Annotated in this window: 13 protein-coding genes and 4 pseudogenes; 6 read left to right on the top strand and 11 right to left on the bottom strand. The window is 69.9% G+C overall.

The features are described from left to right. Positions 1-76: 76 nt before the first annotated feature. Positions 77-913 (bottom strand): alpha/beta fold hydrolase, encoded by an 837-nt coding sequence (locus ACX28W_RS15915; RefSeq protein ID WP_458999605.1) that lies wholly within the window; start codon positions 911-913, stop codon positions 77-79. Beyond that, positions 910-1,503: a TetR/AcrR family transcriptional regulator gene (locus tag ACX28W_RS15910; protein WP_458999604.1), complete on the bottom strand. Its 594-nt coding sequence runs from the start codon at positions 1,501-1,503 to the stop codon at positions 910-912. Before ACX28W_RS15910 ends, ACX28W_RS15915 begins: the two co-directional genes overlap by 4 nt. A gap of 503 nt (positions 1,504-2,006) precedes the next feature. Between ACX28W_RS15910 and ACX28W_RS15905 the strand changes: the two are divergent. Beyond that, a pseudogene (locus tag ACX28W_RS15905) lies at positions 2,007-3,329 on the top strand (ABC transporter ATP-binding protein); the annotation flags it as partial. Positions 3,330-3,331: 2 nt separating this feature from the next. On the opposite strand, the gene ACX28W_RS15900 reads toward ACX28W_RS15905, so the two are convergent. From ACX28W_RS15900 to ACX28W_RS15890, 3 genes are all read right to left on the bottom strand, one after another. Continuing rightward, positions 3,332-3,505 (bottom strand): hypothetical protein, encoded by a 174-nt coding sequence (locus tag ACX28W_RS15900; RefSeq protein ID WP_362070486.1) that lies wholly within the window; start codon positions 3,503-3,505, stop codon positions 3,332-3,334. Positions 3,506-3,779: 274 nt separating this feature from the next. Continuing rightward, positions 3,780-4,478 carry a DUF899 domain-containing protein gene (locus ACX28W_RS15895; protein WP_458999603.1) on the bottom strand — a complete coding sequence of 233 codons (699 nt, stop codon included), beginning with the start codon at positions 4,476-4,478 and terminating at the stop codon, positions 3,780-3,782. 138 nt (positions 4,479-4,616) lie between these two features. Continuing rightward, positions 4,617-5,990, bottom strand: a complete 1,374-nt coding sequence (locus ACX28W_RS15890) for an amidohydrolase (RefSeq protein ID WP_458999602.1) — start codon at positions 5,988-5,990, stop codon at positions 4,617-4,619. Between the two features lie 152 nt (positions 5,991-6,142). Between ACX28W_RS15890 and ACX28W_RS15885 the strand changes: the two are divergent. Further along, positions 6,143-6,379 (top strand): annotated as a pseudogene (locus ACX28W_RS15885) (endonuclease/exonuclease/phosphatase family protein); the annotation flags it as partial. A 22-nt stretch (positions 6,380-6,401) separates the two neighbouring features. Here the strand turns inward: ACX28W_RS15885 and ACX28W_RS15880 are convergent. The 4 genes from ACX28W_RS15880 to ACX28W_RS15865 all read right to left on the bottom strand — a co-directional run bounded on the left by ACX28W_RS15880 (position 6,402) and on the right by ACX28W_RS15865 (position 11,059). Then, positions 6,402-8,279 (bottom strand): FUSC family protein, encoded by a 1,878-nt coding sequence (locus ACX28W_RS15880; protein WP_458999601.1) that lies wholly within the window; start codon positions 8,277-8,279, stop codon positions 6,402-6,404. A gap of 438 nt (positions 8,280-8,717) precedes the next feature. Further along, entirely contained in the window at positions 8,718-9,260 is a 543-nt protein-coding gene (locus ACX28W_RS15875) for a hypothetical protein (protein WP_458999600.1), read from the bottom strand. After that, positions 9,257-10,396 (bottom strand): helix-turn-helix domain-containing protein, encoded by a 1,140-nt coding sequence (locus ACX28W_RS15870; protein ID WP_458999599.1) that lies wholly within the window; start codon positions 10,394-10,396, stop codon positions 9,257-9,259. The genes ACX28W_RS15875 and ACX28W_RS15870 overlap by 4 nt, the downstream gene beginning before the upstream one ends. 153 nt (positions 10,397-10,549) lie before the next feature. Further along, on the bottom strand, positions 10,550-11,059 hold the full coding sequence (locus ACX28W_RS15865) for an ATP-binding protein (RefSeq protein WP_458999598.1): 510 nt from the start codon (positions 11,057-11,059) through the stop codon (positions 10,550-10,552). Positions 11,060-11,246: 187 nt separating this feature from the next. On the opposite strand from ACX28W_RS15865, the gene ACX28W_RS15860 reads away from it, so the two are divergent. From ACX28W_RS15860 to ACX28W_RS15850, 3 genes are all read left to right on the top strand, one after another. Then, positions 11,247-12,095, top strand: coding sequence for a helix-turn-helix domain-containing protein (locus tag ACX28W_RS15860; protein WP_458999597.1), 849 nt, complete (start codon positions 11,247-11,249; stop codon positions 12,093-12,095). Then, complete coding sequence (locus ACX28W_RS15855) at positions 12,092-12,298, top strand: DUF397 domain-containing protein (protein WP_458999596.1); 207 nt, start codon at positions 12,092-12,094, stop codon at positions 12,296-12,298. The genes ACX28W_RS15860 and ACX28W_RS15855 overlap by 4 nt, the downstream gene beginning before the upstream one ends. 308 nt (positions 12,299-12,606) lie before the next feature. Beyond that, entirely contained in the window at positions 12,607-13,023 is a 417-nt protein-coding gene (locus ACX28W_RS15850) for a RidA family protein (protein WP_458999595.1), read from the top strand. Between the two features lie 40 nt (positions 13,024-13,063). Here the strand turns inward: ACX28W_RS15850 and ACX28W_RS15845 are convergent. After that, positions 13,064-13,306, bottom strand: a pseudogene (locus ACX28W_RS15845) (aspartate/glutamate racemase family protein); the annotation flags it as partial. On the opposite strand from ACX28W_RS15845, the pseudogene ACX28W_RS15840 reads away from it, so the two are divergent. Next, positions 13,287-13,492: pseudogene (locus ACX28W_RS15840) on the top strand (GntR family transcriptional regulator); the annotation flags it as partial. The pseudogenes ACX28W_RS15845 and ACX28W_RS15840 overlap by 20 nt on opposite strands. On the opposite strand, the gene pip reads toward ACX28W_RS15840, so the two are convergent. Then, positions 13,489-14,451 (bottom strand): prolyl aminopeptidase, encoded by a 963-nt coding sequence (gene pip, locus ACX28W_RS15835; protein WP_458999594.1) that lies wholly within the window; start codon positions 14,449-14,451, stop codon positions 13,489-13,491. The pseudogene ACX28W_RS15840 and the gene pip sit on opposite strands and share 4 nt — an antisense overlap. Positions 14,452-14,767 lie beyond the last annotated feature (316 nt).

Here is a 14,767-nt window from a genome sequence, read left to right as displayed (position 1 = left end):
TGACCAGGGACGGCCAGTTGCGATGTACGTTCAGTGACCGTCTTCGGGCGTTGACCAGGGCGAGCCGGATTCGGGTCTAGGCACGGAAGGCCTTCCGAAGTCGTTCTCCGAACTCGGCGGGGTGCGTGGTCAGGCCGGTGTGCCCACCGGGGAAGTGCTGGAGTTGCGTGCCGAGCCGTTCGGCCAGGAAAGCGGCCGGACGGTAGGGCAACTCGCCGCGTGAGTCCTGGCCGCAGGCGAGCACGAGCCGGTCCGACAGCGCCTGAAGCCGGTGGATGTCCGGGGCGTAGGACATGAAGCTGGGCACGATGCGCCCGACGAAGTACGGCAGGTTGGTCATTGTCTGCTCGGCCCGCGCCGCGGCTTGGGGCGGAAGCTTGATCTCGGCCTTCAGTTCGGTGGTGTCGCCGTCCTTCTTCAGCCCCGCAGCGAACACCGCCATGGCCGGCATGAGCCCCTGTGTGCGGAACGTCTCCTGCACGCGCGCGATGAGCGCGCGATGTTCGGAGGCGTCCGGCAGGACCTCCACTAACGGCGGCTCGTGCGCCACGACGCGTCCGATGCGTTCGGGATGGGCGGTGAGCAGATGCACGGCGGCGATCGCGCCCGAACTGGAGCCGAAGACCCGCGCGGGCTCACCGGGCGACAGCAGTTCCAGAATCCGGAACGCGTCATCGGCATGCTCGGCCACTCGCTGCTCGGCCTCGGGGTCATCCAGGGTGCTTCGGGACATGCCGCGCGGGTCGTAGGTGGCGACTGTGTATTCGGCGGCCAGGTCGTCGGCGATGCCGTCGAAGGAGGCCGCGCCGCCCGTTCCTCCGGGGATCAGCAGCAGGAGCGGGCCCTGGCCGCGCATTTCGTAGTGCAGGGTCGCGCCGTTCACGCGCAGGCCGCCGATGGTCGGGTCGGTCATGAGGAGTCTCCTTCTCGGGACGGGGGCCAGTGCTCCAGGAGGGTGTGCAGGGCGTCGAGGGCGCGGACCCAGGACTGCTGCGGCGAACGCTCGTGCGCGAACCCGCCCGCGGACTCCAGCGCGACGAACCCATGGAATGTGCTGCGCAGCAACCGGACCGCGTCGGTCAGGTCGGGCTCGGCCAGTCCGTAGCCGTGCAGCATGCCGTAGGTCAGCTCGACCGCGCGCCGCGGTCCGGGTGCTTCCGCGGCCAGCTCAGGGTCGATCTGGATCGGGGTCTGCGTCGCCATGTAGCGGCCCGGATGCTTGCGGGCGTATTCCCGCCAGGCGTTCGCAAACGCGACCAGCGCATCCTTGCCCGCCCGCCCGGCGGTCGCCTCCGCGATACGGATCGTCTTCTCGTCCGCCGCCAGCAACGCGATCCGTCCGCGCAGATCCTCCAGACCACGGACGTGCGTGTAGAGGCTCGCATCCTTCACGCCGAGCCGCCGCGCCACCTGCGACATGGTCACCTGGTCGAGTCCGACCTCGTCCGCCAGCTCAGCGCCTGTGATCGTCACCCGCTCCGCCGTCAGCCCGGCCCGCGCCATACACCCTCCCCTCAATCCTAGGAGCCCTAGGTATAACCTAGGGCTCCTAGGAACAGCAAGCGAAGGCGCATTTGGGCAGGTACCCGCTGTTGCGGATGGCTCACTGCGCGCTCGGCTTCCGCCAAATCTGCGTCTTTGACTTCCGCACCATCACAGGCCCTCCCCGGCAGATGCGCCGCACCGCCGACGGGTCGCGGCCGACGGACAAGGGTTTCCGGACTCGAGCCCGTCAAGTCGCTTCAGCACCCCTCCGGGCATCCATCGCGGCGGTACGACCCCATGGTCGAGCGCCACGACCAGGGGTGTCCCGGCGCCGACACCACAGAGGAGGCGTCGTCTGCAATCCTGAGCCTGGAACAGAAAGCTCTCCTGCCGTGGAGCCCTCGTCATGCAACTGGGCTAGGAAAGGGACACAATGCCGCTTCGGAGCGCGACACGGGCCAAGGCCCCGCTCCAGCCGTAATGCGACACGACCTGTGCGGGACACGGCAACTGCAACGACTAACCCCGCCCTGCTGCCGCTGCTCGTGACGATGACCCTGCCCAGCGCCTGGAGTTCCCTGACCATCGCGCGGCGTCGCTACGAGTCCTTCCACACCTGGGTGCAGCACGCCCGCGCCGGGCATCTGATCAGCAGCCTGCTCACCGAGCCCGCGGCGGCTCCGGAGATCCGCGTGCACGGCGTCGGCCCGTTCCTGCTGCGCCACTTCCGCCAGATGTCGGAGACCGCCGAGGCGGAGCAGGCCCGGCTGGCCTGGCTCTCGGCCCGCACCGGCCTGATCGCGGCGGCCTGGACGGGACTTGCCACCGTGGCGACATACGCGACCCTCGGCGGCCTCCTGCTGGCCGGCGCGATGGCACTCTCGGTTGCGGGTACGGCCGTGATCGCCATCCGCACCGGCTCCGCCAGCCTCGACACCCTCGTGCTCGAGGTCAACTCCCTTCACGAGGAAGCCCTGTTCGTGGGCGACCTGCAACGCCTGTACGTCGAGGCGGCCGAGCGCGCGATCCCGCTGGGCGGCGATCCGCTCCCCGACGATCCGAGCGAAATCCGCTTCGAGAACGTCACGTTCACCTATCCCGGCGCGTCGACCAGGCCCGCGCTCGCCGACGTCACCCTCACCGTGCCGCTCGGCAAGATCGTGGCGCTCGTCGGGGAGAACGGCTCGGGCAAGACGACCCTGGTGAAACTGCTCGCCGGCCTGTACGCGCCGCAGCGGGGCCGCATCGTGTGGGACGACGTCGACGCGGCGACCGCGGACCGGCATCAACTCGCCGAGCGCATCGCGATGGTGGCGCAGGACTTCAAGCGGTGGCCGTTCACGGCCCGGGTCAATGTGGCGGTCGGGCGGGCCTCGGCGCCGCTGACGGACGAGCGGCTCGCCTCCTCGGTGACGGAGGCCGGGGCGGAGGACGTCGTGGCGGATCTGCCGCGCGGCCTCGACACGCTCCTCGCCCGCGGATTCAGCGGCGGCCACGAACTGTCGGGCGGGCAGTGGCAGCGTCTCGGCATCGCGCGGGCCGCGTACCGGCGTGGCGCCATACTGATCGTGGACGAGCCGACGGCGGCGCTCGACGCCCGGGCCGAGCTGGAGGTCTTCGAGAAGATCCGGGCGCTGGCGGGCAGCGGCCAGACGGTCATCCTCATCACGCACCGGCTGGCCTCGGTCCGCCATGCCGACCTCGTGCACGTCCTCGAACAGGGCCGCCTGGTGGAGTCCGGCAGCCCCGAGGAACTGCTGGCCACGGGCGGCGTCTACGCCGAACTGTACTCACTGCAGGCGGAGCAGTTCACGACGAAGGTGCCGACCGGGGAGGCCGGTTGACCTCACTCGACGAGTTCCCCGCCCCGTACGATCACCAAAAACGCGTCCGTGGCGAGGTCCATGACGACCTCCGCGGGCTGCCCCTCGAGGCGGCACGCCTGCGCGAACTCCTCGGCGGGCCACGATCCGCGCGGCCCACCGGCGGGAAAGCGCTCCAGCACCATTCGCCCGTTCACCCTGCACCTCCATGTAGCGCCGTACTCCATAGAGTTAAACGCCGACATCGGGGTGAACGGATCGCGAAGTGACCGTACTGAGACGTAGTCAACACTCGTTCACTACCCTGATGTGAGGGAAATCTCAGGGTCTCAGAGCGTCAGAGTCGCAGTCCACCGTCCTCAATCCACCGTCCTCAGTCCTCAGTCCTCAGTCCTCAGTCCTCAGTCCTCAGTCCTCAGTCCTCAGTCCTCAGTCCTCAGTCCTCAGTCCTCAGTCCTCAGTCCTCAGTCCTCAGTCCTCGTATTCGTCGTGGTACCGGATCCGCTCGCTGCCCGCCGGCGCCCCCAGCGCCGACGCGCGCCCCTGGGGCTCCTCCCACTCCTCCTGTCGGCCGAGTGCCGTGAGATCCAGCAGGGTGGTCGTGGAGCCGAGCCCGTCCAGGCCGCGTTCGTACGTCGAGTACGTGTGGAAGACCCGGTCCCGGTCCCGCAGGAAGCAGCTGATCCCCGGCCGCTCGGAGGGCTCATCGCCGCCGGAATCACCCCTGAAGGACACCTGGAAGTCGTAGTTGAAGTCGTTCTCGTACGACGAGTACCAGGGGGCGGTCCACCCCATACGGGCCTTGAACGGCAGGATCTTCGTGTACGGCGCCCGGGACACGGCGGCGAACTCGGTGCCCCGCGCCCGCAGATGCGCGAGGTGCCCGATCTGGTCGAGGAACGCCGAGCAACTGCGGCAGCCCGCGTCCCACTCGGGCGCGAACATGAAGTGATGGACGACGAGTTGCTGCCGTCCTTCGAAGAGGTCGAGCAGCGTCGCCTTGCCGTCGCCGCCCTCGAACACGTACTCCTTGTCGATCTCGACCATCGGCAGCCGCCGCCGCGCCGCGCCCAGCGCGTCCCGCGCGCGCGTCGCGGCCTTCTCCTCGACCAGCAGTTTCTCGCGCGCGGCGCGCCACTCCTCGCGCGTGACGATCTGCGGAAGCGTCATGTGCCCCTCCTAAGGAACGGTGCCTTCGGTGTGGTGACCGGGCGCGGGAGCGGAACTCATCGGCGGGACGGAGATTTTCTGGACTTATTTCAGATCAGGTCCGGATCAGGCTGGGATCGGTCTGGGATCAGCTTCGGATCAGGTGTCGTACTCCTGGATCCGCTTCCCATGGGTCCGGTCGACCAGGGCGGGCAGCCGCTCCCCCAACTCCCGTACGGTCGAGGGAAGATCGAGCGTCAGCAGCGCACGGTCGCGCATCAGGACGCGCCCGTCGACGATCGTCGTCCGTACGTCCCCGGAGCGCGCGCAGTGCACGAGCGTGGCCGCGAGATCGTGCACGGGCTGGGTGTGCGGGCCGGTGAGGTCGACGAGGACGATGTCCGCGCGCCGCCCCGATGCGAGGCTCCCGATCCGGTCACCGAGGCCGACGGCCCGCGCGCTCTGCAGCGTGGCGTGATGCAGCGCCTGCCGGGATGTCAGCGTCCGGGGATCGCCCTCGGCCGACTTCTGCACGAGCGAGGTGAGCGCCATCGACTCCCACACGTCGAGGGAGTTGTTCGACGCGGCCCCGTCCGTGGCGAGCCCGACGGGGATGCCGATCTCGCGCAGGGCGCGTACCGGGGTCGGGTCCCAGGCGAACTTCAGATAGCCGCGGGGTGCGGTCGCGACGGCGACAGGTCCGCCCGCGCCGGCCAGCACGGGCAGGTCGTGGTCGATGATGCCGGTGCCGTGCGCGATGAGCAGACCGGCCTCGTTGTCGAGGAGCCCGGCGCCGCGAAGGATCTCGATGGGTGTACGACCGTATCGGGCAAGGCTGTTGTCGGTCTGCTCGCGGTTCTCGGCCGCGTGCAGATGCACGGACAGACCGTGCTCGCGGGCGAGTTCGGCGGTCGCGGCGAGGTCGGCGTCGTCCACGGTGTACGGGGCGTGCGGGGCGAGGGCCGTGGTGATGCGACCGTCGGCGGCGCCGTGGTGCCGCAGCGCGAACGCGAGGGACTTCTCCCGGCCTTCGACACCCTGCGACGAGAAGAACGCCTCGCCGAGGTGTGCCCGCAGCCCGCTTTCGATCGCGACGGCGGCGACCGTGTCCATCGAGAAGTAGTGATCGGCGAAGCAGGTGACACCCCCGCGGATCATCTCGGCGCAGGCGAGCCGCGCTCCCAACTCCACGTCCCGCTCGGTGAGGTTGGACTCGATGGGCCAGATGAAGTCGTTGAACCACTCCTCGACGGGCAGGTCCTCGGCGATCCCGCGCAGCGCGACCATCGGTGAGTGGGTATGACAGTTGATCAGACCGGGCATCGCCACCTGGCCGCGACCGTCGATGCGCTCGACGGCGTCCACCGCGCACGCCTCGCCTGTGACCGCCTCGATGACCCCGTCGCGTACGACGATCGAGGCGTCCTCGACGAACCCGATCTCCTCTTGATCGTCGTGCACGAGGGCGGTGCATCCGGTGATGATGAGATCAGCGGGGCCCGATGCGGACGGGCGCACGGCAGACGGCGTCATTGCGTCACCGTACGACGGGGTCGTCCCGCCGGGGTACGTGAACCGCACATCCGGGCAGGGCCCTGTCGCCGGGGCGGAAGCGCGGGCACGCCGGCCTGCGCCACGAGACGCTGCCCTACTTCCCACTTCCTCCCGCGGAGAGCCGCAGGCGGGACGTGGCCCCGCTCATCCCGGCCGACCAGCGCTACTCGCGCGTCAACTCCGGGCGCCGCGAGCTGATCGACCACATACTGGTCAGCCGCCGTCTGGTCCACCGGATCACCGCCGCGGGTACGGGCGTGCCGGGCACGGAGCCGCCGCGGCTGCCGTCGGTCGGCCCGGACCCGGCCGCGCGACGCGGGGCGCCCAGGTCGGACCACGCACCGGTATGGGTGCGGTGGAAGTCCTGATCTCCGGGAGCCCTGACGGTTCTCAGCCCGCGAGCGGCAAGGCGGCCCCCTGCCCCTCCTTCACCACGAGTCCCGCCCGCTCCCGCCGCTCGGCCAGCTCGTCGAGGAGCTCGGCGATCCGTTCGGTGTGCCGGAGTGTGAGCCGCCCGGTGTCGTCGAGCTGCACGGCGCACGCGGTCGTCGTGTCCACGAGCCGTTCGAGGATGGCCACCACCTCGCCCGTACCCTCGGCGTGCCGTGCCAGGGCGGGGAGTTCTGCGGCGGCGAGGTCGATCACTGCGCGGGCCTCGGCGAGCGCGCGATAGGCCTCACGGCGCAGGGCCCACCGGCCGGCCCGGTCGTCCGTCGTGCCCTCGCTCAGCACATGGGCGAGATACGCGTGCGCGGCCTCCGCGGCCCGGCCGAGCCGCGCCCGTACCCCTCCGCCGCGCTGCCCGAGCGCGGGCAGGTGCCCGACGAGCAGCACGATCGCGCAGGCCAGCAGCGTCTCGCCGATCCGGCTCCAGGAGGCCTGCGGCTCCCCTTCCACCATCACGAGGGAGAGGACGAGCACGGTGACGACGGCGGTCTGCGCGGCGAAGTGCCGGGTGGCGACGGGGATCAGGGCGCCGCACAGCGCCACGAGGGCGACCAGCCCGGCGGGCCGGGGCAGCAGCGCCGCGAACCCGGCGAAGAGGACGGCGCCCAGAACCGTTCCCGCCGCCCGGCAGATCACCCGCGAGGCGAGCGGCCCGAGATCGGGCTTGACCAGGAAGACGGCGGTCGCGGGGAGCCAGTACCAGTGGGAGTGGTTCCCGTACCAGCGGGCGTGGTGCAGGGCCTGTGCCACGGCCACGGCGACCCCGAAGCAGAGGGCGACCCGGAGCCCGTACTCGCGTCCGCCGGAACCGAAGGCGGTGCGGACGAGAGACGTGGCGGTACGACGCCGGGTGTGCAGCAGGTTGTCGTCGCTGCCCCGGTCGAAGGCGTCGGCCGCGTGGAGAAGCGCGTCGTCGAGGGAGCGAAGGGCGGCCGCGGAGCGGGCGGGCGCGGGCAGCGGCCCGGTGTGCGTACCGCTCCGTACGGCGAGGGCGAGCCGCCGTGGCCCTTCCGCGGCCCGCGCGGGCACCGCCTCGCCCGCCCAGGCGAGCGCGGTGGCGGCCTCGGCGAGGGGCAGCGCGGCGGCGTACTGCGCGTGCAGCCGCCGCTCGGCGGCGGAGCCGGCGTACCGCCGCAGGCGAGGCCCGCCGAGCGCGTCCTGCGCATGATCGAGCGCGGCGGTCAGGGCGACCCGGCGGCGGCTCGCGTCCGGCCCGCCGACGGCTTCGAGCAGCGCGGCGACGGCGTCGTACACGGCACCGACGGCGTCCCGCTCCCCGTCGAACCGGTAGTCCCCTGCGGTGGCCCCGGGCGTAGGCAGCGCGAGCCGCAGAGCCAGCAGCCACCCGGCGCCGCCGACGAAGAAGAGCGCCCGCTGCCAGCCCGGCTCGGGCAGCGGCATCCCGGCCCCGATGGCGGCGGCGACGAGGAGCTGGGTCCCGGCCCCGGACGCCACGGGCCCGATGGCGCTGACGGCGCCCGCGATCAGCCCGAGCATGGTCAGCAGGACGGTGAGCGTCACAGCCCCGACGTGCTGTCCGGCGTACGACCCGACGAGCAGGCCACCGGCCCCCGCCAGCGCGGGCACCCCCAGCCTCCGTACGGCTGCCCGGCGACTCCCCGGCCGGTCGTTGATCCCGGCGAGCATGGCCCCCAGGGCGGCGACGACGCCGATGGAGGTACGGCCGCACAGCACAGCCACGAGCAGGAGCGGCCCGGCGGCCAGGGCACCTCGTACGACCGCGTTCCAGGGCACGGGGCCTCGCTGTGCGCGCAGGGCATGGGCGAGCCAGGGCGGTACGGCGACACTGAGACGGGACACGGGGCTCCTGTCGGGCGAGGGCGGGTGCCTTCGGGCGACATCGGCCGGGCTGTTGTCGTACCTACCGTAGATCGGGTTGCTGGAGAGAAGGGAACGTAGACATTTCCGCGACGTGACACTTCGCGGGGATGCCGCGTTCTTTATGAACGCAATCGCCATCGCGAGCGGGATACCGGTGGCGCGTCGGTGGCGGGGAGCGGGTCCGAGGGCGTAGCCGGCCTCCGGACCCTGTGATGCCACCCATGTCACACGCCGGCACGCTTGAGGACCCAGGTCAGTCGTCATGTCGCCGCGTCCTGCCTTTGGACCACCGCACATCGAGCTGTGCGGGCTGGACTCGAACCAGCATTTCGACGTCCCGGGGCCCGGGCCCGGTCGATCCGGCGATCGGCGGCGAATACTGCCCCCGCCGGAGAACAGAAAGTGATCAATGTCGGTCTAGAACAAGAGATCTTCAGCACGCTTCGAGACACGGTGCAGATGACGTCCTGCGGCCACCATGCGGCCGAGGAGGCCATGACCGTCGGGGGCACTGACCAACCCGTCGACGACAGCCTCGTTCATGAGGTCGAAGGTCTCCTTTGTGGTGATGCCCCGCCGCCGCGCGTACGAGCCGGCCGACCGGTCGTCGGTGATCCACACCGAATCACGGAAGTCTGGGCGCATGGTGATCAGTACGCAGGTCTCGGCCTCACCGAGGTGTTTGGTCGGCGCCGACGCGACACCGCCGAAGACCGCTCGACGCAGTCGGTCGACCGCGGCGATTTCCTCGAGGTCCGTGATGGCGATCGGCTCGCCGAGCATGCCGACGGACACGATGTCCCGTAATCGAGGAAGGTGTTGGGCGGATTGCTCGGCTTCGTGAGCCACGGCCTCGGTCCAGCGGCCGCGCCCGTCGAGCACTTTCTCCAGCAGGGGCAGGCGGTCGACAGCCGCGAAGTTGCACAGGACGGTGTTGTCCGGGAACCAGCAGATTCTCATGGCTGGAAGATCAGGTCCCCTTCTTCCACTTCACTGCCGGCAAGCTCCGGAGCGTTGGGCTCGGCCGGGTCGAGAAGGTTGTGCAGGTGGTCCACGTCCATGCCCAGCAGGGCGGCGAGGGGCCGGAGTGTGGTCTCCCCCTCGGCGTAGCACTTGTAGAGGGCAGCGACGAGGCGCACCGGGAATCGCTCGGCCGCAGCCCAGGCGAGCTGCCGCTGGAAGGCGTCCGTCGCGCCGGCCAGCAGGTGACAGATCTCGGTGGTGAGACCCCGGTAGTGGAGCGCCGACTTGGCGTCGATCAGCCGGAGTTGACTCAACCGTGCGCCCATCGCGCTGGGCGAGACCTTGAAGGCGACGACCAGCTCGGAGAACGCCTCGTCGGTGAGCCTGCCGTGCTGGTCGGCCACCTGCCGGAACTTGTCGCGGACTTCGGGCGCGGGCATCAGCAGATTGGAGGCGAAGACGTTGGCCCGCACCTCGGTCAGGTCCTTCTGCCGCCCCGGCGCGACATGCGACTCGACGACGAGTTCCTGGGCGTCTCGGGCCAGGATGTGGCCGAGTTCGTGCGCCAGGGTGAACCTCTGCCGGGTCCAGGTCTCCGTGGGCCCGATGAGAACGAGCCGGAATGTGTCCGTCTGCCAGGTGAGCCCGTCGACAGTGTCGGGAAGGCGCGTGACCGCGACATCCACACCGAACGTCTGCGTACAGGCCGTGATCAGCACATCGGTCTCCAGACCGGCCACGGTCCGGGGGCCGGCGGCCGCCGTGAGGACGCCGACGGCGTCCTGCGCGAGCTGCTTCCCCTGGTCCACGTAACGCTTCAGATCGGAGCGCACGGAGGGCATCGGCGGCAGCTTCGGCGGCCTCCCCAACAGCTCCAGCACCTCGTACGCCGCCGTGAACCGGTCCGCGGCATCGCTGACGCGGCCCCGCCCGGGAGCCGCTCCGGCAGTGGTCCGAGCCGCGAACGACGGACGCAGCGGATCGCGTCCCGTGAGCAGCCAGTCCACCGTCCTGCCGCCCGCCTCGGCGATCAGCGCCAGATCGAGCGACGTGAAGCGGCGCACCCCCGCCAGCGACTTGGACAGCTTGTCGGGCGTGAGCCCCACCTTCTCGGCGAATGCAGCCTGACTCATCGAGGCCGCTTCTATAACTCTGCGTACACGATCGATCACAGATTCAGGCATGCACCCACCGTAACCGCGTATTGCGAAAATCGCAACGTATTGGCCAGAGCATCTCTGTCTGCGTCGGCGGACACCGAGACGTACGGCGACCAGCGCATCCGCTCATGCCCGCGCAGCGGGCTCTTCGGCCGGTGGCCCCGGTGGCGTGCCTGCTGCGCCTGTACCGAGTACCGCCCATACACACTTGCCCGGGGCTGCGTCGCGGGCCATCACGCCCCAGCGATCGGCGAGGTGGGCCACCAGAAGGAGACCTCGGCCGGCCTCGGCGTCGGCTGGCGGCGGGGCCGGAGAGTCCGAGGCGGGACAGCGGTCGCCGCGCGTATCGCTCACCTCGATGCGGAGTGCGGACGGCGTGGCCGCGAGCCGGAGGTGGAAGTCACGGCCAGGGACGTGGCCGTGGCGGACGGCGTTGGCGGCCAGTTCGGCGGCGATGAGGGTGAGGTTCGCGTTCGCCTCGGAGTCGTACGGGTAGCCCCAGTCGTCGAGGCGATGCGAGACGAGACGACGGGCGAGTCGTGCACCACGCGGAGTGGACGTGAAACGCATGGCGAACTCGCGTGCGAGCGCCGACCGTTGCGGCATATGCCCGTTGGGTGGAGTTACTTGCTTCATGGCACTGACGGTCTCGGCATCTGCGTAGCGTTGACCAGGAGTGACGCGCTGACCGCCGTGGGTTGTACGCGGCGGTGGCCTGCTTGTACGCGACTTGGGGCGTGACCGGCTTCGGGTGCGTTGCGTTTTGGCGGGCGCGGGAGTGCGGGGTGGTGACGGTACGGCTGCGGTACGGGAGGTGGCGGGCGTGGAGGAGCGGGAGCCGTCGAGGGTGGGCGCCGGGGCGCCGGAGTATGAGTTCGGGGCGGGCGTTCTGTACGTGTTCGGGCGACAGTTGAAGCTGTTCCGGGTACGGGCGGGGCTGGAGCGGGCGGAGTTCGGGGCGTTGACGGGGTACTCGGCGTCGACGATCGCCTCGTTCGAGCAGGGGCGACGGATCGCTCCGCCGAAGTTCATCGACAAGGCCGATGAAGTGCTTGATGCGGGTGGGGTGCTGAAGGCGGGGAAGGAGGAGGTGGCTCGGGCTCAGTATCCGGCGTTCTTTCGGGATGCGGCTCGGTTGGAGGCGGAGGCGGTTGCACTCCACGTGTACGCGACGAAGGCGGTACCCGGCCTCTTGCAGACTGAGGAGTACGCGCGGGCAGTGTTCACGATGTGGCGGCCGCTGCTCGACGACGAGACAGCCGGGCAGCGTGTTGCAGCTCGCTTGGCCCGTCAGGAGATCTTCTCTCGCACCCCGTTGCCGACGATCAGCTTCGTCATCGAGGAGTTCGTGCTGCTGCGACCCCTGGGCGGGAGAGCTGCGATGAAGGGACAGCTTGAACAGATCCTGCTACACGGCCATCGACGCAACGTCGAAATCCAGGTGATGCCGATTGCCCGAGAGGAGCATGCTGGGCTCGAAGGCCCCTTCACCTTGATCGAGACGAAGGAAGGGCAGAGGATCGCCTACGTGGAGGCGTACAAGGACAGCCGTCTCTACACGGATCGGACGTCCGTCCGGGAGATCGAGGAGCAGTACGGGATTCTCCGGGCGCAGGCGCTCACTCCACGCGAATCGCTGGCCCTCATCGAGAAGTTGCTGGGAGAAGCATGAACGTCGAAGAGTCCCGTCAGGCGGCCCCCAAGTTGGCCTGGTTCAAGAGCAGTTACAGCACCGGCTCGGGTGGCGAGTGCGTCGAGGTCGCTGCTTGCCCTGGCTCCACGTACGTCCGCGACTCGAAGGACAAGGCAGGCCCGGTTCTGTCCTTCACCACTGGCGGATGGACCGCCTTCATAGAGTTCGCAACGCAGAACTGACCCACACGCTCGTTGGCGGCAATACGTGGCCACAGCTGTCACTGTCCGTGCGCCCGTTGATCCGGGGAGAGGAGCAGTGGGCCGACGCGGACGGGGGGTACGAACATCGGGGAGCCGGAAGGACTCGCGTACAGGATCGGCGCATTCGAGCGGGCGGCGCGCGAAGACGGGTGGCAGGTGGACAGCCCCTACGGCGGCGTCGGGGCCTTCGGTTGGGAATGAGTCGGGGGTAAACCTGATGCGGTTTCCGTCTATGCGCCCTCATCATGGGCAGGTTGCCCGCCCAGCCGAAGATCCCAGGAGGTCCCGTGCTCGCACGCGTCACCGTACCCAGCCTCTTCCCGCCTCCCGGCTACGCTCACGCGTCGGTCGTCGAGGCGGGCACCCGGCTCGCGTTCCTCGCCGGTGCCGTGCCGCTGGATGCGGCGGGGGAGATCGTCGGCGCGGGCGATCCCGTACGGCAGGCCGAGCAGGTGATCGCCAACCTCGGTGAGCAACTTCGCGCGGTGGGCAGCGACTTCGCGCATGTGGTGGCGACCGATGTGTACGTCGTGAGCGGTGAGCCCGCGGTTCTTTCCGACGTGTGGGGTGTTGTCGAGGCGTCCGGGCTCAGTACGGGCCCCCACTCGTCGACGCTGCTCGGGGTGGCCTGCCTCGGGTACACGGGGCAGCTGGTGGAGATCACGGCGACGGCCGTCGTGCCCGAGTCCGACGACCATCGCTAGGAACACGGTCGTCCCTCCAGGAGTGCGTGGTCGTTCCTGCTCACCCTTGGTCGCCACCCCACACCCGCCGCTTGGGAAGTGGTCGCGCATAGCTGCCCACCCGACTCGTCCCCAACCCCAGCGACACCAGGGACTCCGCGAGCTTGACGGCCGCGGCGATGAACGCCTCCTGTGTACGCCGGGCGTCGCCGAGGTCGAGGACGCCCAGGCCGGTGCCGACGACGACGGCGCAGTTCTGGGCGATTCCCGCCGTGTGCAGCCGCCTGCCGATCTCCGTCACGGAACCGGTCGCCGGCCGTCTGCGCCGGCTCACCCGGCGGAACGAGGAGTGGCCCCACCTCCTCATCGAACACCGCGAGTTGTATGAGGCCATCGCCTCCGGCGACCCCGCGCCCACGCGCTCACCCACGTGCAGACCAACTACCGCTCGACGGTACGGCAGCTGTTCGGCGAACCCGAAGTTCCCTAGCGGTGGGCGTACTTGTCCGTCGCCGCCACCAACGCGTCGACCACACCGGACGCGCCCATGGTGTGGCCCACGTCGTCGATCACGGTCAACTCACTGCCGGGCCACGCCTGGTGGAGCCGCCATACCGTGCCCAGCAGATTCCCGAAGTCCAGGCTGCCCTGGACGAGGGTGCCGGGGATTCCCTTGAGCAGGGGCACGTCGCGGAGCACCACGCCTTGGTCGTTCCCCTCCCCCAGGAAGTGGTCGTGGCCGAAGTAATGCGTGACGGTTCGGGCGAAGCCCATACGGAACGCCGGGTCCTCGTAGCGCTCCACGGAACGCTGCGGCGCGGGAACGATCGCCGTCTCCCAGTCGGTCCAGGCCCGCGCCGCCCGCGCCCGGACCTCGGGGTCGGGCGATTCGAGCAGGCGGCTGTACGCGGCCGCGAGATTCCCCTCCCGATCGCCCTCGGGCAACTCGGCCAGGAACCGCTCGAACGCCTCGGGGAAGATCCGCCCAAGTCCCCTGGTCAGCAGGGCGACTTCGGCGTTCGATCCGGTGGCCACCGCGGTCAGCACCACCTCGGAGACGACGTCCGGGTGCGTCTGCGCGTACCGCAGCCCCAGCACCGAACCCCACGACACTCCCCACACCAGCCACCGCGCGATGCCCAAGTGGCTGCGCAGCAGCTCCAGGTCCGCGATCACGTGAGCCGTCGTATTGACGCCCATGTCCGTCCCGTACGCGCTTGCGTGCGGGGTCGAGCGTCCGCAGCCGCGCTGGTCCAGCAGCACGATGCGATACGCGGCCGGGTCGCAGTAGCGCCGGAAGGCGGCACCGCAGCCGGATCCGGGCCCGCCGTGCAGCATGACCGCGGGCTTCCCGTCCGGATTCCCGCAGACCTCCCAGTACACGCGGTTGCCGTCCCCTACGTCGAGCATCCCGTGGTCGTACGGTTCTATCTCCGGATACAGACCCACCGGGCGAGGCTAGGGCCTGTCCGGCGGATCAGGTCGGAGGGAAGCAGCGGCGCCCTGTCAGCGCAGGTGAGCGGGGTCTGGTGCGTCGAGCTGCAAGGCGGAGGAGGGCGTCGACGCGATGGGGGTCCCCCCTGTTCGAGCGAAGCCGAGAACTTGGGGGAGTCGGCAACCGACGACAACGCCGCAGATCGGCGTGCCAGACCCCGCGTCTCCGGCATGATCCGCCGGACAGGCCCTAGTACTCCAGCAGCGTTTCGCTATCTGGTCTGGTCAGAGGCGTCGTCCGGAGTGTAGTTGGCTGATGGTGTGTCAGGGG

It is taken from the genome of Streptomyces sp. SD15, from assembly GCF_054462255.1.
The sequence above is the reverse complement of the archived record's forward strand: the minus strand, read 5'-3'. Positions and strand labels throughout refer to the sequence as shown.

Bases quoted from the DNA above. Each gene is read 5' to 3' on its own strand.
- ACX28W_RS15910 (WP_458999604.1), bottom strand. From the start codon at position 1,503: ATGGCGCGGGCCGGGCTGACGGCGGAGCGGGTGACGATCACAGGCGCT.
- ACX28W_RS15855 (WP_458999596.1), top strand. From the start codon at position 12,092: ATGAACGTCGAAGAGTCCCGTCAGGCGGCCCCCAAGTTGGCCTGGTTC.
- ACX28W_RS15890 (WP_458999602.1), bottom strand. From the start codon at position 5,990: ATGACGCCGTCTGCCGTGCGCCCGTCCGCATCGGGCCCCGCTGATCTC.
- ACX28W_RS15875 (WP_458999600.1), bottom strand. From the start codon at position 9,260: ATGAGAATCTGCTGGTTCCCGGACAACACCGTCCTGTGCAACTTCGCG.
- ACX28W_RS15915 (WP_458999605.1), bottom strand. From the start codon at position 913: ATGACCGACCCGACCATCGGCGGCCTGCGCGTGAACGGCGCGACCCTG.
- ACX28W_RS15870 (WP_458999599.1), bottom strand. From the start codon at position 10,396: ATGAGTCAGGCTGCATTCGCCGAGAAGGTGGGGCTCACGCCCGACAAG.
- ACX28W_RS15895 (WP_458999603.1), bottom strand. From the start codon at position 4,478: ATGACGCTTCCGCAGATCGTCACGCGCGAGGAGTGGCGCGCCGCGCGC.
- ACX28W_RS15865 (WP_458999598.1), bottom strand. From the start codon at position 11,059: ATGAAGCAAGTAACTCCACCCAACGGGCATATGCCGCAACGGTCGGCG.